This window comes from Sphingopyxis sp. EU05-FHT14B03 (genome assembly GCF_058790875.1).
This window is the reverse complement of sequence record NZ_JBYTDC010000001.1, coordinates 700,132-723,448: the sequence shown is the minus strand read 5'-3', so window position 1 is coordinate 723,448 and position 23,317 is coordinate 700,132. Positions and strand designations below refer to the sequence as shown.

The window sequence follows — 23,317 nt, the reverse complement described above, 5'->3', positions numbered from 1 at the left end:
TCCTCATTGCTTGTAGTCGGGCAGCTTGCTGCCGCTGATGACGGCGCCCGCGCCTTGCTGGTCGAGCTTGTCGGTCAGGCTGGACAGCGAGGTCGAGGTGCGGCGCAGGTCGCGGATCAGGGCGTTCGCCTCGGGGATCGTCGTTTCGCTGAAGGTCTTGAGGCCGGGCCGCGCGTCGGCGATCGCGCCTTCGAGCGTCTTCATCGAGGTGTTGGCGGCCTTTAGCGTATCGGCGAGATTCTTCATCGCAGGATCGACATTGCGGTCGATCGTGCCCTGCGCCGACGCGGCGAGATTGCCGATCTGTTCGGCGGCGACCCCGGTCTGCTGGATCGCGATGCGCGTGTCGGCGAGCGCGCGTTCGATCGCCGGACCGTTGCGTGCGAGGATCGCGGTCGATTGCTCGACATTGGCGAGGATGCCGGCGAAGCTTTCCTGATTGCGGTCGTCGGCAAGCTCGGCGAGGCGTTCGGTGAGCGTCGACAGGCGCTGGAGCAATTGCGGTGCGGTATTGAGCAGTTCGCCAAGGCCGCCGACGCGATTGGGGATGACGGGCTTGCCGTCGGGCCCCTTGTCGGTGATCGGCGGCGCGCCCTTGACCCCGCCGGCGAGCGAAATCTGCGATACGCCGGTGAAGCCGACGCCTTCGAGCGCAGCGGTGGTGCCCTGCACGATCGGGACGCCTTCGTTCACTTCGATGCGGACGCGGACGAATTGCGGGTCGTCGGGAAGCAGCGCGATCCGGGTGACCTGGCCGACCGGGACGCCCGAATATTGCACCTGAGCGCCCTTGTTCAGCCCATCGACCGACTGCTTGAAATAAATGTCATATTCGCGCTTGTCGCCGCCGCTGTCGTTGGCGAGCCAGACGACGAAAAAGGCGAGCGCCGCGGTAAAGAGAAGGACGAAGGCGCCGACGAGGACGTTGTTCGAGCGAGTTTCCATCAGCTGTTCCTATCGCCGCTGCGCGGTTTGGTTCCCGCTTGCCGCAGCCCGGCCGCGCGGTCCGTTGAAATAATCCTGTATCCATGGATGCTCGGTTGCAAGCAGTTCCGGGATGGTGCCGATCGCGATCACCTTCTTCTCGGCGAGCACCGCGACGCGGTCGCAGGTCGCATAGAGCGAGTCGAGATCGTGGGTGATCAGGAAAACGGTGAGTCCCATCGTGTCGGCAAGCTCGCGGATCAACTCGTCGAACTTGGCGGCGCCGATCGGGTCGAGGCCGGCGGTCGGCTCGTCGAGGAAGAGCAGCGCAGGGTCGAGCGCCAGCGCGCGGGCGAGGCCGGCGCGCTTGACCATGCCGCCGGAAAGCTCGGCAGGATATTTGGGCCCCGCGTCGGGGGGCAGGCCGACCATCGCGACCTTGTAGGCGGCGATCTCGTCGAGCAGTTTCTGGTCGAGGCGCGGGTAATATTCGCGCAGGGGGACCTGGATATTTTCGGCGACGCTGAGCGTCGAGAACAGCGCCCCGCCCTGGAACATCACGCCCCAGCGGCGGCGCAGGTCGCGCGATTCCTCTTCGTCGGCGATCGTGTCGAGCGACTTGCCATAGACCTCGATCTCGCCGGCGTCAGGGGTCTGCAGTCCAATGATCGAGCGCATCAGCACCGACTTGCCGGTGCCCGAGCCGCCGACCACGCCGAGGATCTCGCCCGACCGGACGTCGAGGTCGAGATGGTCGTGGATCACCGCGTCGCCGAACTTGTTGACCAGCCCGCGCACGCAGATCGCGCGGTCGAACTGTTCGGGGCGCACCGCGTCGGCGGCGGCGATTTCCTCGCGGACTTGCTGTTCTTCGGCTTCGTCGGCCATCAGTTCCATCCGATCGATGAGAAGAAGACCGCGAAAAAGGCGTCGAGCACGATGACGAGGAAGATCGCGGCAACGACCGCGGAGGTGGTGCGCTGGCCGACCTCCTCGGCATTCTGGCGCACCTGCATGCCCTCGTAACAGCCGGTGACGCCGATCAGCACCCCGAACACCGGCGCCTTGATCAGCATCGCCCAGAAATCGGTCATCGGGATGATGTCGCGGAGCAGCTGAATGTAAGTGAGCGGCGGGATTTCCAGCCCGATCCAGCAAAAGACGCCGCCGCCGATGATCGCGCAGATGCTGGCATAGAAGCCGAGCAGCGGCATCAATATCGTCGCGGCGGCGACGCGCGGCAGCACGATCGCCTCCATCGGCGAGACGCCGATCGTGCGCATCGCGTCGATTTCCTCGGTCAGCTTCATCGTACCGATCTGCGCCGCGAAGGCGCTGCCCGAGCGGCCCGCGACCATGATCGCGGTCATCAACAGGCCGAGTTCGCGGATCGAGGCGCGGCCGACGAGGTTGATCGTGAACACCTCCAGCCCGAATTGCCGCAGTTGCACCGCGCCCTGTTGCGCGATGACGATGCCGATCAGGAAGGTCATCAGCCCGATGATGGGGAGGGCGTCGACGCCGACGGTCTGGAACCGCGTGACGATGGCGTTCCAGCGCAGGCGGCGGCGCGCGCGGATCTGGGTGCCGAGCGCCATGATCATCGCGCCGAAGAAGCCGATGATGCCGAGCAGTTCGCGCCATATCGCGCTGCTGGCGACGCCGAGCTGTTCGAGCATGCGGATCAACGGCGGACGGCGGTCGCGATGAACGCGATATTCGCTCTTGTCGCTGGCCAGCGCTTCGAGCAGCCGCTGGGCTTCCTCGCTGGCGCCGGTGACCGTCGCGCCATGGTCGCGCACGGTGCGGGTGACGATCCACGCGCCGACCGTGTCGATGCGTTCGATCGCGGAGAGGTCGAGCGAGGCGATCGGGCCGAGCGCATCGAGCCGCGCGGGCAGGTCGCCGAGCCGCGCGAGCGTCAGCCGCCCGGTGAAGCGGACCGCGACGCCATCGGCGCCGTCGCTTTGTTCGAAGTCCGCCCTGGCCACCATCGTGCGACGACATTGTATTATTTGGCGAATAACGGCAAGCCATTCCACGGGTCGGTTCGTCGTGATTGGGTGGCCTTGGCCGCCGCGCCGCCGCGCGCTAAGGCGTTGCCCATGGATGATAATATCGTCGTGTCCGAACCAGCGCCCGCGCACCGTATCGCGATGTACGATATGGACCGCACGATCACGCGTGCGGGAACCTACAGCGGTTTCCTGATGCATGTGGTGCGCCGCCGCCAGCAATGGCGGATGTTGCTGACCCCGCTCGTCGGGCTGGCGGGCCTCGCCTATTCGCTGCGACTGATCGACCGGTCGCGGCTGAAGGCGATCAATCTGCGGCTGCTGGTGGGGCCGCGTTTCCGCCGCGACGAGATCGCGCCGCTCGCCGAAAGCTATGCCGACAAGGTGGTCGCGCGCGGATTGCACGGCGCGGCGCTCGCGCAGTTGGAGGCCGATCGTGCGGCGGGGTACCGCGTGCTGCTCGCGACCGCGTCCTTCCATCTCTATGTCGATGCGATCGCGAAGCGGCTGGGGATCGCCGACGTCCTCGCGACCCGCCTCGACGAGCCCGACGGGGCGGATCATGTCCACGCGCGCCTGTCGGGCGACAATTGTTATGGCGAGGCGAAGTTCGCGCGCATTTCGGACTGGATGGCGGCGAACGCGATCACGCGCGATGCCGCGCATATCCGTGCCTATTCGGACCATGTGTCCGACCATCCGATGCTGCATTTCGCCGACGAGGCAGTGGCGACGACCCCATCGCGGGGGCTGAAAAAGCTGGCGCCGCAGATGGGGTGGTCGGTGGTCGATTGGCGGGGGAAGCGGCGGTAACTCTCCCCTCCCGTTTACGGGAGGGGTCGGGGGGGGCGTGTCTATTCAAGGCCGCCCCGTCCCACAGGCCCTCCCCTAGCCCCTCCCGCAAGCGTGAGGAGGATTCTTAAACAGCGTCCAAGGCCTGTGCGAAGTCGGCGATCAGGTCGTCGGCGTCCTCGATGCCGATCGAGATGCGGACCAGGTTGTCGGTGATGCCCATCAACGCCTTGCGCGCGTCGGGGACCGACAAATGCGTCATCGCGGCGGGGTGGCTGGCGAGTGTCTCGGTGCCGCCGAGGCTGACCGCGAGCTTGGCGATCTTGAGCGCGTCGAGGAAACGGAAACTCTCTTCCTCGCCGCCCTTGATGAACAGCGAGAAGGTCGAACCGGCGCCGGTGCAATGGCGGTCGAAGATGTCCTTCTGCGACCCTTCGGGCAGGAAACCGAGATAGCCGAGGCCGTCGACCTTGGGATGATCGCGCAGGAACGCGCAGACCTTTTCGGCATTTTCGCCGGCGCGGCTCATCCGTAGTTCGATCGTTTCGAGGCTGCGCAGCAGCATCCAGGCGGTGTTGGGGTCGCAGATCGTGCCGATGGTGTTGCGCATCATGCGGATCGGGCCGAGCCAGTGCTTCGAGCCGACCACCCCGCCCGCGACGAGGTCGCTATGGCCGCCGGCATATTTGGTGAGGCTATAGAGCGTGATGTCGGCGCCATGCGCGAGGGGTTTCGACCAGAGCGGGCCGAGGAAAGTGTTATCGATCGCGATCGGTGGGCGGGTGCCCTCGGCGAAGGCGGCGTCGGTCGCGGCGCGCATCGCCTGGACATCGACGAGCGCGTTGGTCGGATTCGCCGGACTTTCAAGATAGACCATCGCGACCTTGCCGCCCTGACCCTCGGCCATTTCCTTGGCGCGGGTCAGGATCGCGTCCATCTCGGCGCGCGAAGCTTCGGCGGGGAAATCCACATAAGTGGCGCCGAAGCGCGACAGGATACGGCCGATCAGCGTTTCAGTGGCGGCATAGAGCGGGCCAGAATGGACGATGACGTCGTTCATGCTGACATGCGCGAGCAGCAGGGTGGCGATCGCCGACATGCCGCTGGAAAAGACCAGCGCATCCTCAGCCTTTTCCCAGACGCCGAGGCGCGCTTCGAGGATTTCTTGGTTCGGGCCGTTAAAGCGCGAATAGACGAGGCCGTCGGCGCCGCCCGGGCGCTTGCCGGTGATCCCCTCGAAATGGCGCTTGCCCGCGGCGGCGCTTTCGAAGGCGAAGGTCGAGGTGAGGAAGATCGGCGGTTTGAGCGAACCTTCAGACAGCGTCGGATCATAGCCGTACCCCATCATCAGCGTCGTCGGCGACAATTGGCGACCGCCGATTTCGGTGACGTCCTTCTTGGGCGCGCGGCGCGGCGTCGTGCCGGTGAGGTCGGCGTTGTCGATGGGGGGCATGCGTCATTTCCTCGAAGATTATTGGTTTCAACGGCAACCACTAACCCGGTTGAGCGCCTTCCGCAATCAGACCCCGGCGCTGAGGTGCAACGCAGGATCGCAACATTGTTTCCACATTCAAGATGCGGTACCCTCGAACCAATAGGAAAATAAGCCTTTCGATGTTGGGGGATGAAATGGCGACGACACAGCACCTTAGAGATTGGATAGACCGGGAATTTAAAGCCAGGGCGGAAGGAAATCATGCGCTGTGTTCAGCCGTATCTTCTATATTAGGTCAAGTTATCCCTGAAAAACTTGTTGTTGCTCATGGTCATAGAGTGAAGACGCTTGATAGTTTTTACTCTAAATCTAACAAAATAGATGAAAATGGAAAACTAAAGTATCAAAAACCTTTCGATGAAATAACGGATATAGTTGGATTTAGGGTAATAGTAATAGCTAAAAGGCATATAGTTGAAGTTTGCGAAATTTTACGCAAATGCTTAGAAATAGTCGAAGAGGAAAACAAGGCGGAAAAGCTTCTTGCTCAGGGAAGGCTGGGGTATGAGAGTCATCATCTAATCGCTCGTCTGGGAAGGACTCGCGATGGGTTGATGGAGTATAAGGGCATTACCGACAAGCTGTTCGAGATTCAGGTGCGAACAGCTTTACAGCACGCTTGGGCTGAAAACGAACATCGTGTGCAATATAAATCGACCACGAAGGAGCCGGAACTCAATCAGCGATTTTTGCGATTGGCGGCTGCAGTCTCTTCGGCCGACGAGGAGTTCGATCGCATATATGAGATCAACGAAAAATTGAATGCCCGGGCGGAAGAGATTTCGGACGCTATTTCGTCGATGGGGCCAGCTAACGAAGAATCAAAGGTCTCTCCCAAGACTGCCGACAAACAAAATGAGCTCAACCGTAAGGTGTCTGAGGCAGCGAATATGTTCGGCGTTCCAGCGCGAGAACTGATGGAGGCGCAGCGGTACCCTGAGGCTATCCGGACCTATGACAAGCTGATCGAACTTCAGCCCAAACTGCACAGTCATTATATGAAACGGGCCGAGGCCAAGGCGCTAAGCGGCGATATGGACGGAGCGATTGTTGATTTCGGCGTTGCTGAAGATTTGAAGCCGGACGATCCGACCCTGCACAAGATATTCATGATCATTCAAGGCAAGATAAACGAATGATACGCCGATGCTGGCGTCTAGGAATACAACGTCAATCCTCGACGATCAGGCTGCGATCCTTCGTTTCGGGGAGCATCAGCGTTGCGACGCCCGCGGCGGCGATGATGAAGGCGACGTAGAAATAGAAGAGCCACTCGACCCCCGCGCCCTTCAGTCCGAGCGCGACCATTTCGAGCGTTCCCGCGAAGATCGCGTTGCCGATGGCATAGGGCAGGGCGACGCCAAGACCCCGGATATGCGCGGGGAACAGTTCGGCCTTCACCAGCGCATTGTTGGCGCTGTAGCCGCTTTGCAGCGTGATCGGGATCATGATCAGCAAGGTCGCGACGATCGGTGAGGTCACCGTCTCGAGCGTCAGGAAGGTCGGCACCGCGGCAATCGCGCCGCCGATTCCGAACAGCAGCAGCATCGGCTTGCGCCCGAATTTGTCGGCGAGCGCGCCGAACACCGGCTGCATCGCGGTAAACCAGAGGAGGACGGCGGCGATGATATAGGTCGCGGTCGCCTTGTCGAAGCCCACGGTGTTGAACAGATATTTCTGCATATAGCTGGTGTAGGTGTAAGCGCCGAGCCCACCGCCCGCCGACAAGATGCCGACGAGGATCGATTCGCGGCGATGCTCTTTCCACAACAGCTTCGCGGTCGAGGCGGGGCGGTCGACCGCCTGATTCTGGAACGACGGCGTTTCGGCGAGGTTGCGGCGGAGTACATAGACGCCGAGCGCAAGCAGCGCCCCGATGACGAAGGGAATGCGCCAGCCCCAGGCGGTGAGTTGCTCCTCGGTCAAAAAGCCCTGCAGCACCACCGCGACGAAGATCGCGCAAAGCTGGCCGCCGATCAGCGTCATATATTGGAAGCTGGCCCAGAAACCGCGATTCTTGCGCGGCGCCATCTCGGAGAGATAGGTGGCGCTGGCGCCATATTCGCCGCCGAGCGACAGGCCCTGTAGCATGCGCGCGACGAGCAGCGTTGCGGGGCCGAGCAGCCCGGCAACCGCGTAAGTGGGGGCGACGGCGATCAGCAACGATCCGCTGAACATCAAGGCGACCGACAGCGACAGCCCCGCCTTGCGTCCGCGCGTGTCGGCGAACCGCCCCATCACCCAGGCGCCGATCGGCCGCATGATGAAACCGACGGCAAAGATCGCGGCGGTGCTCAGCAACTGCGCGGTGGGGTCGGCCTTGGGGAAGAAGACGGGCGCGAAATAGATCGCGAAAGAGGCGTAGGCGAACCAGTCGTACCATTCGACCAGATTGCCGAGTGACCCGCCGACGATCGAAACCAGCCGTTTGCGCGGTATCGCCAGGCTCTTCATCCGCATCCCCCTTTTGCCATCATCCCGGCGAAGGCCGGGCTCCCGCCGGCGCGTCACGATGCGGGGCTGAGATCCCGGCCTTCGCCGGGATGACGGATGATTATGTATCAGCGGATTCCGATCACCGATAGCTGGCGGCCATAGCTGTTCTCGCTTTTGTGGCACGCGCGGCGATAGCTGAAATAATCCTCGGCTTCGGCATAGGTGTCGTGCCCGCCGATGGCAATTCGCCTCACCCCGGCGGCGGCGAGGCGCGCGGCGACATAGGCCGCGATGTCGAACATCGCATGGCCGGGCTTGCCGGCTGCGAAGAAGCGCTCGTTGGCCGGATCGTCGGTCAGGAAGGTGGCGACGAAGCCCTCGTCGACCTCGTAGGAGGCGCGCCCGATGCACGGGCCGATCGCGACGGCGATACCGGCGCGGGTCGCGCCGAGGCTTTCCATCGCGGTCAGCGTCGCGTCGGTGACCCCGGCGAGCGCGCCCTTCCAGCCGGCATGCGCGGCGCCGACGACGCCGGCTTGGCGGTCGGCGAAGAGGACGGGTACACAATCGGCGGTGAGGATGCCGAGCAACAGGCCGGGCGTGCGGGTCGCGAGCGCGTCGGCCTCGGGGCGGGCGGCGAGGTCGGTTTCGCCGTCGACGATGACGCAGCGATGGCCATGGACCTGATAGAGGCCGGTCAACGTCGCGCCGGGCAGCGTGGTGTCGGCGACGCGGCGCCGGTTCTCGGCGATCAGCGCCGGGTCGTCGCCCGATCCGAGGCCGCAGTTGAGCGACGCGAGGTCGCCGGTCGAGACGCCGCCGCGCCGGCCGAAGAAACCGTGGGGGACGTCGGCGAGCGCGTCGGACCGGACGAAGGGGACGCTCACAGGTCGAGCCGGAAGAAGCGGTCTTCGTCGACATGGTTGCCGACACGAAACGCATTGCGGCCGACGTCGTAGAAACCATAGCGCCGGTACACCGCCTGCGCGCGCGGATTGTCGGTGAAGACCGAGAGATAGAGGATCGACGCGCGCGCGCGCGCCCAGCCGATGCCCCAGTCCATCAGCGCGGTCGCGACGCCGGTGCCCTTGGCGGCGTCGGCGAGATAGATCTGGTGGAGTTCGACCGCGTCGTCGGTCGGCTGGTCGGCGGGAAGCTCGAAGTCGAGCGGGCCCATCTTGGCGTAACCGAGGATCGCGCCGGCATCGTCGCGGACCATCGCGATCGACCAGTCGGGATCGGCGATCTGGGCGCGGAACCGGTCGGGCGGGTTCCATGTCGACAGGAAGAGCGCGAGGTCGGCGGGGTCGTAGATATGCCCGAAGGTGGCGGTAAAGGCCGTATTGGCGAACGCCGACAGTGCCTCGGCGTCGGCGATGGTGGCGGGAGTGAGGACGATCATGCGGCAAATCCTGCGGGGTGGGGCCAGGCGGGGTCGAAGGCGGTGAGGATCTGGAACAATTCGCCCATCTCGCCCGCCTCGACGAGGCGGTGGCGCTGGCCCTCGAGTTCTTCGGCGCGGGCGGGCGAGGCGGCGATCAGCGATTGGAGCCGCGCGTCGATCCCGAGCCGCTGGAGCCACAGGCCCTGGCCGACGGGACCGGCGACGGTGAGCCCGCCGTGCCGCGCCGCCGCGGTGAGTGCGGTGAAATCGACATGCGCGGTGAGGTCGACCTCGCCGGCGCGCTCGAAGGGGTCGGCGTAGCGGTGGCTCGATACCGCTTGCAGCGTGTCGCCCGCCGCGGGGCCGCGATAGCCGTAATCGATCGCGAGCATCGCGCCGCCGCTGTGCGCGATGCGCAGCGCGCAGCCGTGCATGACCGCGGACGCGGCGGGGCTGGTTTCGACGACCGTCCCGACGGGCTGGGTGCGGAGCAGCGGCGCGACGTCGGCGTCGACCGGGGTGTCGCCATGCTGCGTCACGAGCCGCGCGCCGTCGCGTGCGACCAGCCGCTCGCGCCAACCCTCGGGGGTCGCGACGAACTGGCGGATCGGCAGCGCGTCGAAAAACTCGTTGGCGACGATGAGCAGCGCCGCGTCGCCGGGCAGGCTTTCGACGGCGTCATGGTGCCGGGCATCGGGAACGCGCGACAATTGCGCCGCACGCAGCGCCAGGCTGGTTTCGACCAGTTCGACGCCGACGGGGTCGCAGCCGAAACGCCGCATCGCGCGCAGCGCATCGGCGGCGAGGGTACCCCGACCGGGGCCGAGTTCGACATAGCGAAAGGCCGGACGCCCGGCGCGGTCCCACAGGTCGGCGCACCAGATGCCGACGAGTTCGCCGAACATCTGGCTGATCTCGGGCGCCGTCGTGAAATCGCCCGCGGCGCCGAGCGGGTCGCGGGCCGCGTAATAATGGCCGTTCGCCGCCGCCATATAGTCGGCGAGGCTGACCGGGCCGTCCGTCCAGAGGCTTTCCAGCGGACTCTCGTCAGGCAACGCTGTCGGGCCCGGCGATCGGTTCGACGCGCTGGCGGCGGCGCTTGGCGGTGAGGACCAGCCACAGGCCGATCACGATCATCGGCACGGTGAGCCATTGCCCCATCGACAGCCCGGTGCTTTCGACGACCCACATCCGCTGGCTGTCGGGGTTGCGGACGAACTCGACCGCGAAGCGGCTGACGCCATAGATGATCGACGCCATGCCGACGAGCAGGCCCGGCTTGTAGCGCGCATCGGTACGCCAGAAGAGCCAGGTGAGGACCGCCATCATCAGCAGCCCTTCGAGGCCGGCTTCGTAGAGCTGGCTCGGATGGCGCGGCAGCGGGCCGGCCTCGCCGGGGAAGATGATCGCCCAGGGAACATAGGAAATGCGCCCCCACAGCTCGCCGTTGACGAAATTGGCGATGCGGCCGAGGAACAGGCCGAAGGGGATGACGCACGCGACATAGTCGCAGAAGCGCAGGAAGCTGAGCTTTTCCTTGCGCGTCACATACCAGATCGCGATCAGCACGCCGATGACGCCGCCGTGCAGCGACATGCCGCCGTCCCACAATTTGAAGATCGTCGCGGGCTTTTGGATATAGGCTTCCAGATTGTAGAAGAGCACATAGCCGAGGCGGCCGCCGAGAATGATGCCGAGCATCGCATAGAAGATCATGTCGTCGGCGTGGCGGCGCGCCATCGGGGCGCCGGGCTGGTCGATCAGCTTGAGCAGATACCAGTAACCGAGGAAGATGCCGGCGAGATAGGCGAGCGCATACCAGCGGATCGGCCAGCCGAAGACGCTGAACGCGATCTCGGAGTTTTCCCCCATGAGATCGTGGAAGTTCACATATTGCGTTGCTTCGGCTAAGGTTGCAAAAAGAAACATATAGTCGCGCTGTCCTTCCCCAGGAGAGGCCTCCCCATAAGGGGTATGGCGAGCGAGACCAAGAGGAGAGATGCCCGATGCCATCCGCGCTCGATTTGCGCCTGGAAGCCGCCTATAATCTGATCACGGGGCCCGGCGGCCCGATCCAGGTCGGAACGGTCGAACGTTTTGGCCGGGACCTTCCCTTTATTACCAACGCGCCGACCAACCTTGCCGATTATGTTGCGTTTTTTGCTGCGCAGCATGCCGATGCGACCTTCCTCGTCGAGGGCGACGAGCGGCTAAGCTTCGGCCAGGTCTATGCCGCGGCGCGCAAGGTCGCGGCGGGATTGATCGAGGGCCATGGCGTCGAGCGCGGCGACCGCGTCGGCATCGCGATGCGCAACGCCAATGCCTGGTGCGTCACCTATATCGGCGTACTGCTCGCGGGCGGCTGCGCGACCTTGCTCAACGGCTGGTGGCAGGGCGGTGAGCTGGCCGCCGGCATCACCGACAGCGAGGCGAAACTGGTGATCGCCGACGTCCAGCGCGCCGCGCGACTCGCGGAGGTCGCGCATGGCGCGAAGGTCATCACGCTCGACCTGTCGCAGCCGATCGATGAAGCGATCGCGCCGATCACGTCGGCGGGCGGCAGCGCGGATACGGTTTTGCCGGTGCTCACCGGTCAGGACCTGGCGACGATCCTCTTCACCTCGGGCTCGACGGGCCAGTCGAAGGGCGCCTATTCGCGCCACGAGGCGGTGGTGCAGGCGATCTTCAACTATGTGACCCAGACCGCGAGCATCGTGCATCTGTTGACGCAGGACGGCTTGATGTCGGACATCCAGCCCGCGACCCTGATCTGCACGCCGCTGTTCCACGTCACCGCCGAAATCCCAGTGTTCCTGCAGAGCATGGCGCTGGGGCGGAAACTCGTTTTGATGCCCAAGTGGAACGCCGAAGAGGCGATGCGGCTGATCCAGGACGAGCAGTGCAATTATTTCGTCGGCGTGCCGCTAATGAGCTATGAGATCCTGACCCATCCGAACCGCAAGAATTACGATCTGTCGACGTGCAAGAGCTACGCCGGCGGCGGCGCGCCGCGCCCGCCCGAGCATGTGAAGCGGTTGTCCGAAGAGATGGGCGATGCCAAGCCTTTGCTGGGTTACGGGCTGACCGAAACCAATGCGGTCGGTTGCGGCATCATCAACGAAAATTACCTCGCCAAGCCGATGTCGACCGGCCCGGCGTCGAAGCCGCTGGTCGACCTCGCGATCCTCGACGACAATGGCGACGAACTGCCGCAGGGCGGGGTCGGCGAGGTGTGCATGCGTTCGGTTGCCAATTTCGAGGGCTATTGGAACAACCCGGCAGCGACGAAGGCGGCGTTTTTCGACAGCGGCTATTTCCGTTCGGGCGACCTCGGTTACGTCGATGAGGACGGCTATCTGTTCATCGTCGACCGCAAGAAGGACATCATCATCCGCGGCGGCGAGAATATCAGCTGCCAGGAAGTCGAGGCGGCGATCTACGAACATGCCGACGTCAACGAATGCGCGGTGTTCGGCCTGCCCGACGAGCGGCTGGGCGAGGTCGTCGGCGCGGTGATCTGGGTGAAGCCCGGGTCGACGGTCGACGACGGCGCGATGTGTTCGTTCCTCAGCGCGCGGCTGGCGCCGTACAAGGTGCCGTACAAGATCTGGATGTCGAACGCGGCGCTGCCAAAACTCGGTAGCGAAAAGATCGACAAGGTGTCGCTCAGGAACCAATATCGCGCGCAGTTCGCGACCGAGGTCGCGGCGTAACCAAAGCGAGGAACGAAGCGAATGGGGGATATGGCCCAGCCTGAAGCCCCCACCGTTCCGCCCGGCGCGGAGCAGCCGCGGCGCGTCTATCGCCACCGGCTGCCGACGCGCATCTGGCATTGGGTCAATGCCGTCACGCTGCTCATCCTGCTGATGAGCGGGCTGATGATCTTCAACGCCCACCCGCGCCTCTATTGGGGGCAATATGGGGCCAACCCCGACCATGCCTGGTTCGCGGTCGGGGCGACGCCGACGACGGGATTCGTGCGGATCGGCGATACGCGGATCGAGACGACGGGGGTGCTCGGGCGCTGGACCGACGCTGAGGGGGGGGAACAGACCTGGGCCTTCCCGGGCTGGGCGACGATCCCCACCAAATACAGCCTTGCCGACGGGCGGCGTTGGCATCTGTTCTTTGCCTGGGTGCTCGCGATCGGGCTGACGCTCTATATGATCTGGACGGCGATCGGCGGGCATTTGCGCAAGGATTTGCACGTTCGGCGGCACGAATGGTCGCCGCGGCATATCTGGCACGACATCAAGGATCATGCCCGGCTGCGCTTTCCCAGGGGGGAGGCGGCGGCGCGCTATAATATCCTGCAGAAGCTAAGCTACATCGGGGTGATCTTTATCCTGCTGCCGCTGATGATCTTCACCGGACTGACGATGTCACCGGGGATGGGCGCGGCGTGGCCGTGGTTGCTCGATATCTTCGGCGGGCGCCAGTCGGCGCGTTCGCTCCATTTCATCGCGGCATGGCTGCTCGTCGCGTTTTTCTTCGTCCATATCGTCATGGTGTTGCTCGCGGGGCCGGTGAACGAGATCCGTTCGATGGTCAGCGGCTGGTTCCGCCTGCCGCCGGAGAAGGGCGAATGAGCGATATCCTTCTTCCCCGCCGCCAGTTGATCGCGCGCGCGGGCGGGCTGGCCGCGGCGGCGGGTGCGTTGCCGTTGCTGGCCGGATGCGATGCGATCAACGAGGCACCGATCACGCGCAAGATATTGTCGATGGGCGAGGACATGCATCGCGGCAGCCAACGCGCGCTGATGAACCGCGACGCGCTGGCGCGCGAGTTCGGCCGCGCCGATCTGTCGCCTGTGTTCCGCTCGAACGGGACGAAGCTGCCGCCGGGCGCGGCCTATGCCGGCCATGCCGCAAGCGGGTTCGCCGACTGGCGCGTCGTGGTGACGGGGCTGGTGGCCAAGCCGCTGTCGCTGTCGATGGCCGATATCCGTGCGATGCCGCAGCGGAGCCAGATCACGCGCCACGACTGCGTCGAGGGGTGGAGCGCGATCGGCGAATGGACGGGGGTGCAGCTCAGCCGCATCCTCGCCGCGGCGCAGCTCAAGGACGCCGCGCGCTTCATCGTCTTCCGCTGCGCCGACCGGATCGGCGACGCGCTCTATTATGAAAGCTGCGACCTGATCGACGCGCTGCACCCGCAGACGATCCTGGCGTGGGCGCTCAACCGCACCCTGCTGCCGATCGCCAATGGCGCGCCGCTGCGGCTGCGGATCGAACGCCAGCTGGGCTACAAGCACGCCAAATATGTCACCGGGATCGAAGCGGTCGCCAGCCTCGATGGCATCGGCGCGGGCAAGGGCGGCTATTGGGAGGACCGCATCGATTATGAATGGTATGCGGGGATTTAGGCCGGATATTTCGCGTTCATCGCGTCCCAGGTCAGCGCCACCAGCCTTTCCAGCACCGCCAGATCGACGTCGCCCAGCTTGTTGATATAGAGGCAGACCTTGCTGGTCTTGTGCTTGCCAAGCGCCGCGAACAGCGCGTCGGCCTCGGCCTGCCGCTCGCCATAATCTTCCATCAGATAGAGGGTGATCGCCGCCTTGCGCGGGCTGAAGCCGGCGCGGGCCATCGTGCCCGAATGGCCGCTGTCATAGTGATAGTCATAGCTGCCGTAGCCGATGATCGACGGTCCCCACATCTTCGGCTCCAGCCCGGTGACGCGGCGGTGGATCGCGTCGATCACCGGCGCCTCCTCGCGGCGGCGTTCTTCGGGGAGCGATGCGATATAGTCGGCGACGGTCACCTCGGTCGCCCTGGTCTTGATCTCGGTCTTGGCCATCTCGCGTCTCCTAGGTTTCGGCGCGGCGCATCAACAGGCGCGCGGCGGGGCCGAAGCCGACCAGCGCGGCGCCGAGGAAGGGCAGGGCGACGACCCATAGCCGCACGCCGGTAACGCCGAGCGGACTGGCGATGCTGATCGCGGCGGTCATCGCGAGCCCGGTGCAGATCATCAGCATGCCGAGGATCAGGCGCGCGTGGGTGACGTCGCCCTCCGCCGCCTTGCCGCCGCTCTCGTAGCGGGCGAAGAGCAGGATGAAGGGGAAGAGCAACGCGATATAGAGCGCGAACCAGACCGGACGCGCCAGCCACCACTCAGTACTGCCCGGCGCAACATGCAGGCCGACGCCGCCGAGCAGCCAGGCGGCAATCATCACCAGCACAAAGGCGGTGAGGTGCCAGAGATAGACGGTCATGATCATGCCGTTGATCAGCACCACCGCCGTCCATGCGGTGAGGCCATCGAGCATCTTGCGCGCGGGTTTTTCGAGCGCGAGCGCGAGTCCGGTTTGCGCGATGCCGAGCGCGAGCAGGGCCAGCGTCGGCGGCATCGAATTGCTCAGCTCCGAACCCGGCACGCCGATCATCGCGACCGGATAGGGGCCAAGGCCAACGAGCAGCCCGAGCGCGACCAGGCCCGCCGCCGCCCAGAGCAGCGGCGCGGCGATCCGCCCGTCGTGCCAGGCATAGCCGAGCTGGTGGATCGCGACCCACACGAAGACGAAGTTCAGGAAATTGACATAGGGAATGCCATATTGCAGCGTGGCGACGTCGATCACGACCGCCGCCGCGACGAGCGCGAAGAAAGATGGGAGGCCAAAGCGCCGCCACGCTGCATGGCTCCACGGCGTCAGCGCGGTGACGATCAGATAGACGGCGAGGAACCACACAGGGACGAGCGCGAGTTGCGTCGCCATCTTGACCACCGCGCGGTCGATGCCGGCCTGCGTGCCGAACAGCGTGACCAGCGCCCAGATCAGCAGCAGCGGCAGCACCGGGTTGATCAGCCGCCGGACGCGCGCCGCGAACCAGGTCGTGAAGCGCCCCCCGTTTCGCTGCGTCGCCGCCCAGGACAGCCCGTTCGAGAAACCGCCGACGAGGAAGAAGAGCGGCATGACCTGGAACCCCCAGGTCAGCCACTGTGTCCAGGGCAGGATGCCGAGCAGATGCCCGCCCTCGACCGCGCCGTCTTTCATATAGGGCGCGGCGACGAGCCAGTGGCCGACGACGACCGCGAGGATCGAAAAGGCGCGCAGGAAATCGACATAGCGATTGCGTGTCGGCGGCGCCGCCTCGGCCATAGCGCGGGCGCGCGACCAGTGCGTCTTTTTAGGCGGCGTCGCGATGTCCATAAATCTCTCCTCGCCGGACAAGTGGACGGGAAAGGATGATAAAGCGTTAGCCACGATCCGCAACGGTCGTCCGCGCGGCGACCGCGTCGGTACCTTCCTGTCCGAAGGCAAGGACACGGGTGTCGTACCAATCCTCCCTGTCGCGAAGCGATGGGGAGGTGGCAGCCGCGAAGCGGGTGACGGAGGGGCCGACGCCGTCGGGCGTCGCGCGACCTTTCGGCCCCTCCACCACTCGCTTCGCGAGCGGTCCCCCTCCCCATGGCCTGCGGCCACAGGGAGGATGTCTCACCCGTCGCAGTCGTTCCAATAATCCTTGTTCGTGGTGCAGCTTTGCAGCCCCGAATAATGGTTCACCAGGCACACGGTCTTCATGGGGCACGCCTTAAACACGCGCGGCTTGTACTCGGGGGGAGCCTTGGCCTTGGTGAAGGCGCCGACGACCTGCGCGCGGAGCGGGATCAGCTGGCCGCGGATGTTGTCGTCGCCGCGCGCGATGCCCTCGTCCATCCAATAGAGAATCTCGTCTTCATGCGGCAGCGGGTTCTTGAGCTGGAGCAACGACGACGCCGCCATCACGGCGCCATAGGGTTCGCCCTGGTCGGCGACGATCCGCGACAGACGATAGGCGAGGTCGAAATCCTTCCTGGTGCCGGTGCCGCTGTTGATCATGTCGAACGCCATGATGACCGCGTAAAAATGCCCGCGCTCGGCGGCGGATTTGAAGGCGGCGAAGGCCTTTTTTGGGTCCTTTTTCGTCCCGATGCCCTCCAGATAATAGAGTCCGGTCCGATAGATGGCGTCGATGTGGCCCGCCGCCGCCGACTGGCTGAGCAGTTCAAACGCCTTGGCCGGGTCCTTCTTGCCGCCGATGATCCCGGCGCCATAGAGAGTACCGACCGAATAGAGCGCGACCGGGTCGCCAAGGTCGGCGGCCTGCTCGATCAGCGCCAGCCCGTCCTGCGGGGTGCCGCCGGCGACGCTGCTGTTGATCCATGCGTGGCCGATCTCGCTGAGCGCGGCGGGGTCCTTCTGTTTCTGCGCATAGGCGAGCGCGGCGTCGCGCCCTTCCACGGTGCGGATAGTCCAGTTGCCGCCGCGCGCGGTCATTTCGGGCAGCGGCGCGGGACAGGGGGTGCCGGCATTGGCGCCCGCCTCATAGCTTTGCGCCCACGCCAGCGCCGCCGCCGACGGGCTGGTCCCCGCCTTCTTCTCCGCCACCAACCGGTCATAGGCGTTATGGCAATCGACATTCTGGTTATATTCGCGGGTGGGGGCGGGCATCGCGCCGCCGGCGCTCAGCGTCGAGGAAGCCGTCGCCAGCGCGAGCAGCGGCGCGGCGAAGGTCAAGATCATTCGCATGACAATCATCCTGCAGGCGCGTCCCCGCGCGCGATCATGCCGCATGTCGCGCGCTGAAACTTGTAAGAACGCGCCAAGGCGTTGCGCCGCGCGGATCGGCCTGTTAGGCGCCGCCCCGTCATTTCCCGCCAGAAGGTGCTGCCATGTCCGAGTCCATCAAGCGCGTCGTCCTCGCCTATTCGGGGGGGCTCGACACCAGCGTCATCCTGAAATGGCTGCAGGTGACCTATGGCTGCGAGGTGGTGACCTTCACCGCCGACCTCGGGCAGGGTGACGAATTGGAACCCGCGCGCGCCAAGGCCGAGCTGATGGGGATCAAGCCCGAGCATATCTATATCGACGATGTCCGCGAGGAGTTCGTGCGCGACTTCGTCTTCCCGATGATGCGCGCCAACGCGCGCTACGAGGGCGATTATCTGCTCGGCACCTCGATCGCGCGTCCGCTGATTTCGAAGCGGCTGGTCGAGATCGCCCAGGAAGTCGGCGCCGACGCCGTGGCGCATGGCGCGACCGGCAAGGGCAACGACCAGGTGCGTTTCGAGCTCAGCGCCTATGCGCTGAACCCCGACATCAAGGTGATCGCGCCCTGGCGCGAATGGGATCTGACCAGCCGAACCGCGCTGATCGAATTCGCTGAAAAGCACCAGATTCCGGTGCCCAAGGACAAGCGCGGCGAAAGCCCCTTCTCGACCGATGCGAACCTGCTCCACACCTCGTCCGAGGGCAAGGTCCTTGAAAATCCGTGGGACGAGACCCCGGACTATGTCTATTCGCGCACGGTCAATCCCGAGGATGCGCCCGACACCCCCGAATATATCACGGTCGATTTCGAACGCGGCGACGGCGTCGCGCTGAACGGCGAGGCGATGTCGCCCGCAACGTTGCTGACGGCGCTCAACGAGCTTGGCCGCAAGCATGGCATCGGCCGCCTCGACCTCGTCGAGAACCGCTTCGTCGGCATGAAATCGCGCGGCATGTACGAGACCCCGGGCGGCGAAATCTACGCCCGCGCGCATCGCGGCATCGAAAGCATCACGCTCGATCGCGGCGCCGCGCATCTGAAAGACGAGCTGATGCCGAAATATGCCGAGCTCATATACAACGGCTTCTGGTTCGCCCCCGAGCGCGAGATGCTGCAGGCGGCGATCGACCATAGCCAGGAAAAGGTGTCGGGCACGGTGCGGCTCAAGCTCTACAAAGGCAATGCCAGTGTCGTCGGGCGCAAGTCGCCGAACAGCCTGTACAGCGAGCGCCATGTGACCTTCGAGGATGATGCCGGCGCCTATGACCAGAAGGATGCGGCGGGCTTCATCAAACTCAACGCGCTGCGCCTGAAATTGCTGGCCAAGCGCGACCGCTGACGCTTCGACCCGTTCGGGGCAGGAATCGCCGCAGCAGGCGGCCGGATCGATCGCATGCGGTCGACCCGGCGCCCTGCGCGTGATACGTACCGTCCCGGCAATCGAACGATAATGTCGGGAAGAGGCTGCCACCATCCAATGGGGTAGCGGACATGGACGAATGGAATGCGGAGGACGCGACCTCCGAACGCGACGATTGGGAATGGCGCACTGTGCTGGTTCCGCGCTTTGCGCTGAACGTCAATCGCACCGGGATGCGCACACGCTTCATCTGGCCGGGGCGCTATCTGGTGCGCTGGTCGCGGACCTATAAACGCTACGTCTATCGCCGCCATTGAGGCCCCGCTGGCGTGCCGCGTTTCGCTGCGCTAAGGGCGCGACATGACCGCGACCCGCTTCTTCTCCGACAACGCCGCGACCGTCCATCCCAAGGTGATGGAAGCGCTGGCGGCCGCCAACCACGTCGACACCGCCTATGACGGCGACGCGCTCAGCCAGTCGCTCGACGCGACCTTTTCGGATCTGTTCGAAACCGACTGCGAGGTCGTGTGGATCCCGACCGGCACTGCCGCGAACAGCATCATCCTCGCGCATTTTGTGCGGCCCTGGCAGGGCATCCTCTGCTATGAAGAGGCGCATATCGAGGTCGACGAATGCGGCGCACCGAGTTTTTATTCGGGCGGCGCCAAGCTGATGACGCTGCCCGGGCCGGGCGCGAAGATCGACGCCGACGCGCTGCGCGAGCGCATCCGCAGCATCCGCAACGACGTCCACCAGGTGCAGCCCGCCGCGATCAGCATCACCAACGCGACCGAATATGGCCTCGCCTGGCGCCCCGACGAGGTGCGCGAGATCAGCGAGATCGCCAGGAGCAAGGGGTTGAAGCTCCATATGGACGGCGCGCGTTTCGCCAATGCCGTCGCCTTCGCGGGTTGCGCGCCCGCCGATGTGACCTGGCGCGCCGGGGTCGATGCGCTGTCCTTCGGTTTCACCAAGAACGGTGCGATGATGGCCGAGGCTTTGGTCTTCTTCGGCGGCAGCGGCGGCGCAGGCGTGCGCGAACTCAAGAAGCGCGGCGGCCACCTGCTCAGCAAGGGGCGCTTCGTCGCGGCGCAGATCCGCGCGATGCTCAAGGACGATCTGTGGCTCGCCAACGCGCGCGCCGCCAATGCGGGCGCGGCGGCGCTCGCGGCGGCGTGCGGCGACCGGCTGATGTATCCGGTCGAGGCGAACGAGCTGTTTGTGCGGATCAGCGCCGAGGATGCCGCCGACCTGCGTGCCAAGGGCTTCGATTTCTATGACTGGGGCGAGGGTGCGGCGCGGCTGGTGGTGAGCTGGGACCAGGACGCCGAAGCCGTCGCGCCGCTCGCGGCAGCCATCGCGGCGCTGTGAGCGCGCAGCCCAGCCTTTTGACGCCGCGCGTCCTGCTGCCGTTCGCGTTCATCACGCTGATCTGGGGCTCGACGTGGATCGTCATCACCGGGCAGTTGGGGGTCGTGCCGCCGAGCTGGTCGGTCGCCTATCGTTTCTTCGTCGGGGCGGCGGCGATGTTCGCCTATGCGCTGTGGCGGCGCGAATCCTTGTTGCTATCGGGCTGGGCGTGGGGCTTCGCGGCGCTGCTGGGCCTCGCTCAATTCGCGTTCAACTTCAACTTCGTCTACCGGTCCGAACAGCATATCACCTCGGGACTCGTCGCGGTGCTGTTCGCGCTGCTGATCGTGCCGAACACCTTGCTCGGGCGCGTCTTCCTCAAGACGAAGGTCGAGGGGCGCTTCCTCGCCGGGGCGGGAATCGCGATCGTCGGGGTCGGCATGATGATCCTCCACGAATATCGCGCCGCCACGGTCGGCGCGGGCGAGGTGCTGCTCGGCACGGTACTGGCTTTGAGCGGCGTGATGAGCGCATCGACCTCGAACGTCATGCAGGGAGCCAAAATCGCGCGCGCGCAATCGATGGTGGTGATGATCGCCTGGGCGATGCTGTTCGGCGCGCTCGGCGATGCGAGCTTCGCATGGATTACGACGGGCCCGCCGGTCATCGAGACCACGCCCGCCTATATCGCCGGGGTGCTCTATCTGGGCGTGATCGCGAGCGCGGTCACCTTTCCGCTTTATTTCAACATCATTCGCGAGGTCGGGCCGGGACAGGCCGCCTGGTCGAGCGTGCTGATCCCGATCATCGCGATGGGATTCTCAACCGTGCTCGAGGGCTATCGCTGGGCGCCGCTGTCGATCGCGGGCGGTGCGGTGGCACTGGTTGGGCTGGCGATCGCGGTGGCGAAGCGGCCCGACAAGCCCTCGGTCAGCGGCGGGACGGTGTCGGTGCCGGTCGACAAGACCGACTGACCGGGTCGCTCGCAGCGCTTCAGGACCGCTCCTCGCCCACCATATGATCCGCGACGCTGTACGAATGGCTCGCCTGATAGGCGTTCCGGCCGCGGTTCATATGCGTCAGGTTGAAGGCGCGGACGCCCCGCAACGCATGTGCGTTCGACAGAAAGACGCGGATCGACGCCGCACTACGGACCCTGATCCCGAACATGTCGGCGCCGTTCGGAAAGAAGCAGCTCACATTCTCGGGCGCGGCGACGCATTGCTCGAGCAGCGGGTGGTCCACCTGTTCGGGATCGCACGACCCGTCAGCGGTGAAATCCGAAAGATGGACGATGAACCGCGCCCGCAGATCGTCGCCGTCGGCATAGAGGGTGAACAGCTCCATCCAGCTCGCATTGACGCGGACGAGCGGCTTGCCGGAGGTCGAGGGCAGGCACGAGACCGACCAGTAATAGCGCTCGGTCAGGCGCGGCACCGGGATGCAGGCGGCGGCGTACAGGCCGAGGATCGCCAGCAGGTCTTCCGCCTGCGGGCGGCGCAGCAATTTTTCGAAGCGCGCCGCATATTTGAAGCGTTGCTCGATCGATTCGGCCCGCTCGTCGGCGTCGGGCGGGCGATAGTCGCCTTCCAGCCAGCCGCGTTGCTGCTCGGGATCGAGAAACTGGCGCAGCCCCTTGGCGGTGCGGTGCGATGCACGGGTCATGCCGCGACCATGCGCGCCCCGCTATCGATCGGCAACGGTTCTTGGTCGAAGGCGGTTCGGATTTCGCGGCGGCTGTCCTAAAAACAGGATCATGAAACCTATCGCCTTCGCTTTCGCCGCCGCGCTCGCCGTCCTCTCCTCGCCCGCCGCCGCGCAGTCCGCCTGCGCGCCGGGCACCTATGCCGCCGCCGACGGCGATTTCATGGTGCTCGCGCCGGTGCCGAGCATCCCCGCGCCGGGGCTGCGCTATCTGTTCCGCGACGGACGCCGCGGCGCGACGAGCGAGGCGGCGCCGCCATTGGCGTGCCGCGACGGCATGGTCGACGTGCGGGGGGCGCGCTGGAACAGGATCGCCTTCCGCGAGACCCCGGCGAGCTTCGACAGCGTCGGGACCCGGCTGACCGGCGTGCTGATCGAACCGCCCGGCGCCGATGCCAGGCGGCCGCTGGTGGTCATGGTGCACGGCTCCGAACGCACCTCGCCGATCGGCGGCGTCTATGGCTATGCGATGGCGGCGCAGGGGATTTCGGTGTTCGTCTATGACAAGCGCGGCACCGGCGGGTCCGAGGGCGAATATACGCAGAATTTCGAATTGCTCGCCGCCGACGCGGCGAAGGCGCTGGAGACCGCGCGCGGCCTCGCGGCGGGGCGGTACGGTCGTGCGGGCTTTTTCGGCGGCAGCCAGGGCGGCTGGGTCGCACCGCTCGCGGCGACGCGCACCCGGGCCGATTTCGTCGCGGTCGGCTTCGGCCTCGTCGCCTCGCCGATCGAGGAGGATCGCGAGCAGATGGTGTCCGAGGTCCGCGCTGCGGGGCTCGGCAAGGATGCCGAGGCGCTGGTGACGCGGTTGTCGCAAGCGACCGCGACGCTGCTGCTGTCGAATTTCAGGGACGGTTATGACGCGCTCGACGTCGCGCGGCGCGCGATGGCGTCGCAGCCATGGGCTGGGAAGATCGAGGGCGAATATAGCGGCGCGATGGCGCGGATGACGAACGAGGAACTACGCCGCGTCGGCCGCGCGCGCTTCGACAATCTGGAACTGATCTGGGACTATGACGCGGTTGCGGCGCTGCGGAAACTAGACACGCCGCTGCTGTGGGTGCTCGCGGGCGAGGATCGCGAGGCGCCGATCGAGACGACGCGCGCCGCGTTGATGGGGCTGAAGGCGGCGGGCAAGCCGGTCGACGTCTATCTTTTTCCGCAGACCGACCATGGCATGTTCGAGTTCACCACCGGGCCGGATGGCGAGCGCAGCGTCACGCGGATCACCCACGGCTATCTGAAATTGCTCGGCGACTGGGTGAAGCGCGACGTGCGCGGCGCTTATGGGCGCGGGCAGAAGCTGACGGTGAATGCCAAATAGCG

23 protein-coding genes are annotated in these 23,317 nt (G+C 65.3%); 10 read left to right on the top strand and 13 right to left on the bottom strand.

Going from position 1 to position 23,317, the window contains the following annotated elements; genetic code table 11:
• Positions 1 to 3: 3 nt before the first annotated feature.
• From AC3WS4_RS03590 to AC3WS4_RS03580, 3 genes are read right to left on the bottom strand one after another with little or no spacing between them, the layout of a single operon-like run.
• Positions 4 to 945: an MlaD family protein gene (locus AC3WS4_RS03590; RefSeq protein WP_056343132.1), complete on the bottom strand. Its 942-nt coding sequence runs from the start codon at positions 943 to 945 to the stop codon at positions 4 to 6.
• Positions 946 to 954: 9 nt separating this feature from the next.
• Positions 955 to 1,812: an ABC transporter ATP-binding protein gene (locus AC3WS4_RS03585; RefSeq protein WP_056343129.1), complete on the bottom strand. Its 858-nt coding sequence runs from the start codon at positions 1,810 to 1,812 to the stop codon at positions 955 to 957.
• Positions 1,812 to 2,918, bottom strand: coding sequence for an ABC transporter permease (locus tag AC3WS4_RS03580; protein WP_056343126.1), 1,107 nt, complete (start codon positions 2,916 to 2,918; stop codon positions 1,812 to 1,814). Before AC3WS4_RS03580 ends, AC3WS4_RS03585 begins: the two co-directional genes overlap by 1 nt.
• A 111-nt stretch (positions 2,919 to 3,029) precedes the next feature.
• On the opposite strand from AC3WS4_RS03580, the gene AC3WS4_RS03575 reads away from it, so the two are divergent.
• Positions 3,030 to 3,752 (top strand): HAD family hydrolase, encoded by a 723-nt coding sequence (locus AC3WS4_RS03575; RefSeq protein ID WP_492736470.1) that lies wholly within the window; start codon positions 3,030 to 3,032, stop codon positions 3,750 to 3,752.
• 106 nt (positions 3,753 to 3,858) lie between these two features.
• Here AC3WS4_RS03575 and AC3WS4_RS03570 read toward each other — a convergent pair whose 3' ends face one another.
• Complete coding sequence (locus AC3WS4_RS03570; protein ID WP_492736472.1) at positions 3,859 to 5,184, bottom strand: cystathionine gamma-synthase family protein; 1,326 nt, start codon at positions 5,182 to 5,184, stop codon at positions 3,859 to 3,861.
• A 176-nt stretch (positions 5,185 to 5,360) separates the two neighbouring features.
• On the opposite strand from AC3WS4_RS03570, the gene AC3WS4_RS03565 reads away from it, so the two are divergent.
• Positions 5,361 to 6,365 carry a RelA/SpoT-related domain-containing protein gene (locus AC3WS4_RS03565; protein WP_492736474.1) on the top strand — a complete coding sequence of 335 codons (1,005 nt, stop codon included), beginning with the start codon at positions 5,361 to 5,363 and terminating at the stop codon, positions 6,363 to 6,365.
• A 31-nt stretch (positions 6,366 to 6,396) separates the two neighbouring features.
• Here AC3WS4_RS03565 and AC3WS4_RS03560 read toward each other — a convergent pair whose 3' ends face one another.
• The 5 genes from AC3WS4_RS03560 to lgt form a co-directional block, all read right to left on the bottom strand.
• Positions 6,397 to 7,680, bottom strand: a complete 1,284-nt coding sequence (locus AC3WS4_RS03560) for an MFS transporter (protein ID WP_492736476.1) — start codon at positions 7,678 to 7,680, stop codon at positions 6,397 to 6,399.
• Between the two features lie 107 nt (positions 7,681 to 7,787).
• Positions 7,788 to 8,549, bottom strand: coding sequence for a peptidoglycan editing factor PgeF (gene pgeF, locus AC3WS4_RS03555; RefSeq protein WP_492736478.1), 762 nt, complete (start codon positions 8,547 to 8,549; stop codon positions 7,788 to 7,790).
• Positions 8,546 to 9,064 (bottom strand): GNAT family N-acetyltransferase, encoded by a 519-nt coding sequence (locus tag AC3WS4_RS03550; protein WP_187141626.1) that lies wholly within the window; start codon positions 9,062 to 9,064, stop codon positions 8,546 to 8,548. Before AC3WS4_RS03550 ends, pgeF begins: the two co-directional genes overlap by 4 nt.
• The gene (locus tag AC3WS4_RS03545) at positions 9,061 to 10,101 is read right to left on the bottom strand and encodes a class I SAM-dependent methyltransferase (protein ID WP_492736480.1); all 1,041 of its coding nucleotides are present in this window, start codon (positions 10,099 to 10,101) and stop codon (positions 9,061 to 9,063) included. Before AC3WS4_RS03545 ends, AC3WS4_RS03550 begins: the two co-directional genes overlap by 4 nt.
• Positions 10,094 to 10,975, bottom strand: a complete 882-nt coding sequence (gene lgt / locus AC3WS4_RS03540; protein WP_056343107.1) for a prolipoprotein diacylglyceryl transferase — start codon at positions 10,973 to 10,975, stop codon at positions 10,094 to 10,096. Before lgt ends, AC3WS4_RS03545 begins: the two co-directional genes overlap by 8 nt.
• Before the next feature lie 77 nt (positions 10,976 to 11,052).
• Between lgt and AC3WS4_RS03535 the strand changes: the two genes are divergently transcribed.
• Genes AC3WS4_RS03535 through AC3WS4_RS03525 form a run of 3 tightly spaced genes read left to right on the top strand, consistent with a single transcriptional unit; the run spans position 11,053 to position 14,411 of the window.
• Positions 11,053 to 12,759: a class I adenylate-forming enzyme family protein gene (locus tag AC3WS4_RS03535; RefSeq protein WP_492736483.1), complete on the top strand. Its 1,707-nt coding sequence runs from the start codon at positions 11,053 to 11,055 to the stop codon at positions 12,757 to 12,759.
• A gap of 30 nt (positions 12,760 to 12,789) precedes the next feature.
• Complete coding sequence (locus AC3WS4_RS03530; protein ID WP_492736485.1) at positions 12,790 to 13,635, top strand: cytochrome b/b6 domain-containing protein; 846 nt, start codon at positions 12,790 to 12,792, stop codon at positions 13,633 to 13,635.
• Positions 13,632 to 14,411, top strand: a complete 780-nt coding sequence (locus AC3WS4_RS03525) for a molybdopterin-dependent oxidoreductase (protein ID WP_492736487.1) — start codon at positions 13,632 to 13,634, stop codon at positions 14,409 to 14,411. Before AC3WS4_RS03530 ends, AC3WS4_RS03525 begins: the two co-directional genes overlap by 4 nt.
• On the opposite strand, the gene AC3WS4_RS03520 is transcribed toward AC3WS4_RS03525, so the two are convergent.
• The 3 genes from AC3WS4_RS03520 to AC3WS4_RS03510 form a co-directional block, all read right to left on the bottom strand.
• Positions 14,408 to 14,845, bottom strand: a complete 438-nt coding sequence (locus AC3WS4_RS03520) for a DUF1801 domain-containing protein (protein ID WP_492736489.1) — start codon at positions 14,843 to 14,845, stop codon at positions 14,408 to 14,410. The genes AC3WS4_RS03525 and AC3WS4_RS03520 overlap by 4 nt on opposite strands.
• 10 nt (positions 14,846 to 14,855) lie before the next feature.
• Complete coding sequence (locus tag AC3WS4_RS03515; RefSeq protein ID WP_492736490.1) at positions 14,856 to 16,196, bottom strand: acyltransferase family protein; 1,341 nt, start codon at positions 16,194 to 16,196, stop codon at positions 14,856 to 14,858.
• 285 nt (positions 16,197 to 16,481) lie between these two features.
• Positions 16,482 to 17,555, bottom strand: coding sequence for a tetratricopeptide repeat protein (locus tag AC3WS4_RS03510; protein ID WP_492736492.1), 1,074 nt, complete (start codon positions 17,553 to 17,555; stop codon positions 16,482 to 16,484).
• A 143-nt stretch (positions 17,556 to 17,698) separates the two neighbouring features.
• Between AC3WS4_RS03510 and AC3WS4_RS03505 the strand changes: the two genes are divergently transcribed.
• The 4 genes from AC3WS4_RS03505 (at position 17,699) to AC3WS4_RS03490 (ending at position 21,261) form a co-directional block, all read left to right on the top strand.
• On the top strand, positions 17,699 to 18,916 hold the full coding sequence (locus AC3WS4_RS03505) for an argininosuccinate synthase (protein WP_492736494.1): 1,218 nt from the start codon (positions 17,699 to 17,701) through the stop codon (positions 18,914 to 18,916).
• Between the two features lie 152 nt (positions 18,917 to 19,068).
• A complete protein-coding gene (locus AC3WS4_RS03500; RefSeq protein ID WP_492736496.1) occupies positions 19,069 to 19,254 on the top strand; it encodes a hypothetical protein in 186 nt (61 codons plus the stop codon).
• Between the two features lie 43 nt (positions 19,255 to 19,297).
• Positions 19,298 to 20,308 (top strand): threonine aldolase family protein, encoded by a 1,011-nt coding sequence (locus AC3WS4_RS03495; protein WP_492736498.1) that lies wholly within the window; start codon positions 19,298 to 19,300, stop codon positions 20,306 to 20,308.
• Positions 20,305 to 21,261, top strand: a complete 957-nt coding sequence (locus tag AC3WS4_RS03490) for a DMT family transporter (protein WP_492736500.1) — start codon at positions 20,305 to 20,307, stop codon at positions 21,259 to 21,261. The genes AC3WS4_RS03495 and AC3WS4_RS03490 overlap by 4 nt, the downstream gene beginning before the upstream one ends.
• A 19-nt stretch (positions 21,262 to 21,280) precedes the next feature.
• Here AC3WS4_RS03490 and AC3WS4_RS03485 read toward each other — a convergent pair whose 3' ends face one another.
• Complete coding sequence (locus AC3WS4_RS03485; protein WP_492736502.1) at positions 21,281 to 21,952, bottom strand: hypothetical protein; 672 nt, start codon at positions 21,950 to 21,952, stop codon at positions 21,281 to 21,283.
• A 91-nt stretch (positions 21,953 to 22,043) separates the two neighbouring features.
• On the opposite strand from AC3WS4_RS03485, the gene AC3WS4_RS03480 reads away from it, so the two are divergent.
• Positions 22,044 to 23,315, top strand: coding sequence for an alpha/beta hydrolase family protein (locus AC3WS4_RS03480; protein WP_492736504.1), 1,272 nt, complete (start codon positions 22,044 to 22,046; stop codon positions 23,313 to 23,315).
• The last annotated feature ends 2 nt before the right edge of the window (positions 23,316 to 23,317 follow it).

Bases quoted from the DNA above. Each gene is read 5' to 3' on its own strand.
- AC3WS4_RS03590 (WP_056343132.1), bottom strand. From the start codon at position 945: ATGGAAACTCGCTCGAACAACGTCCTCGTCGGCGCCTTCGTCCTTCTC.
- AC3WS4_RS03585 (WP_056343129.1), bottom strand. From the start codon at position 1,812: ATGGCCGACGAAGCCGAAGAACAGCAAGTCCGCGAGGAAATCGCCGCC.
- AC3WS4_RS03580 (WP_056343126.1), bottom strand. From the start codon at position 2,918: ATGGTGGCCAGGGCGGACTTCGAACAAAGCGACGGCGCCGATGGCGTC.
- AC3WS4_RS03575 (WP_492736470.1), top strand. From the start codon at position 3,030: ATGGATGATAATATCGTCGTGTCCGAACCAGCGCCCGCGCACCGTATC.
- AC3WS4_RS03570 (WP_492736472.1), bottom strand. From the start codon at position 5,184: ATGCCCCCCATCGACAACGCCGACCTCACCGGCACGACGCCGCGCCGC.
- AC3WS4_RS03565 (WP_492736474.1), top strand. From the start codon at position 5,361: ATGGCGACGACACAGCACCTTAGAGATTGGATAGACCGGGAATTTAAA.
- AC3WS4_RS03560 (WP_492736476.1), bottom strand. From the start codon at position 7,680: ATGAAGAGCCTGGCGATACCGCGCAAACGGCTGGTTTCGATCGTCGGC.
- AC3WS4_RS03550 (WP_187141626.1), bottom strand. From the start codon at position 9,064: ATGATCGTCCTCACTCCCGCCACCATCGCCGACGCCGAGGCACTGTCG.
- lgt (WP_056343107.1), bottom strand. From the start codon at position 10,975: ATGTTTCTTTTTGCAACCTTAGCCGAAGCAACGCAATATGTGAACTTC.
- AC3WS4_RS03535 (WP_492736483.1), top strand. From the start codon at position 11,053: ATGCCATCCGCGCTCGATTTGCGCCTGGAAGCCGCCTATAATCTGATC.
- AC3WS4_RS03530 (WP_492736485.1), top strand. From the start codon at position 12,790: ATGGCCCAGCCTGAAGCCCCCACCGTTCCGCCCGGCGCGGAGCAGCCG.
- AC3WS4_RS03525 (WP_492736487.1), top strand. From the start codon at position 13,632: ATGAGCGATATCCTTCTTCCCCGCCGCCAGTTGATCGCGCGCGCGGGC.
- AC3WS4_RS03520 (WP_492736489.1), bottom strand. From the start codon at position 14,845: ATGGCCAAGACCGAGATCAAGACCAGGGCGACCGAGGTGACCGTCGCC.
- AC3WS4_RS03515 (WP_492736490.1), bottom strand. From the start codon at position 16,196: ATGGACATCGCGACGCCGCCTAAAAAGACGCACTGGTCGCGCGCCCGC.
- AC3WS4_RS03510 (WP_492736492.1), bottom strand. From the start codon at position 17,555: ATGCGAATGATCTTGACCTTCGCCGCGCCGCTGCTCGCGCTGGCGACG.
- AC3WS4_RS03505 (WP_492736494.1), top strand. From the start codon at position 17,699: ATGTCCGAGTCCATCAAGCGCGTCGTCCTCGCCTATTCGGGGGGGCTC.
- AC3WS4_RS03500 (WP_492736496.1), top strand. From the start codon at position 19,069: ATGGACGAATGGAATGCGGAGGACGCGACCTCCGAACGCGACGATTGG.
- AC3WS4_RS03495 (WP_492736498.1), top strand. From the start codon at position 19,298: ATGACCGCGACCCGCTTCTTCTCCGACAACGCCGCGACCGTCCATCCC.
- AC3WS4_RS03485 (WP_492736502.1), bottom strand. From the start codon at position 21,952: ATGACCCGTGCATCGCACCGCACCGCCAAGGGGCTGCGCCAGTTTCTC.
- AC3WS4_RS03480 (WP_492736504.1), top strand. From the start codon at position 22,044: ATGAAACCTATCGCCTTCGCTTTCGCCGCCGCGCTCGCCGTCCTCTCC.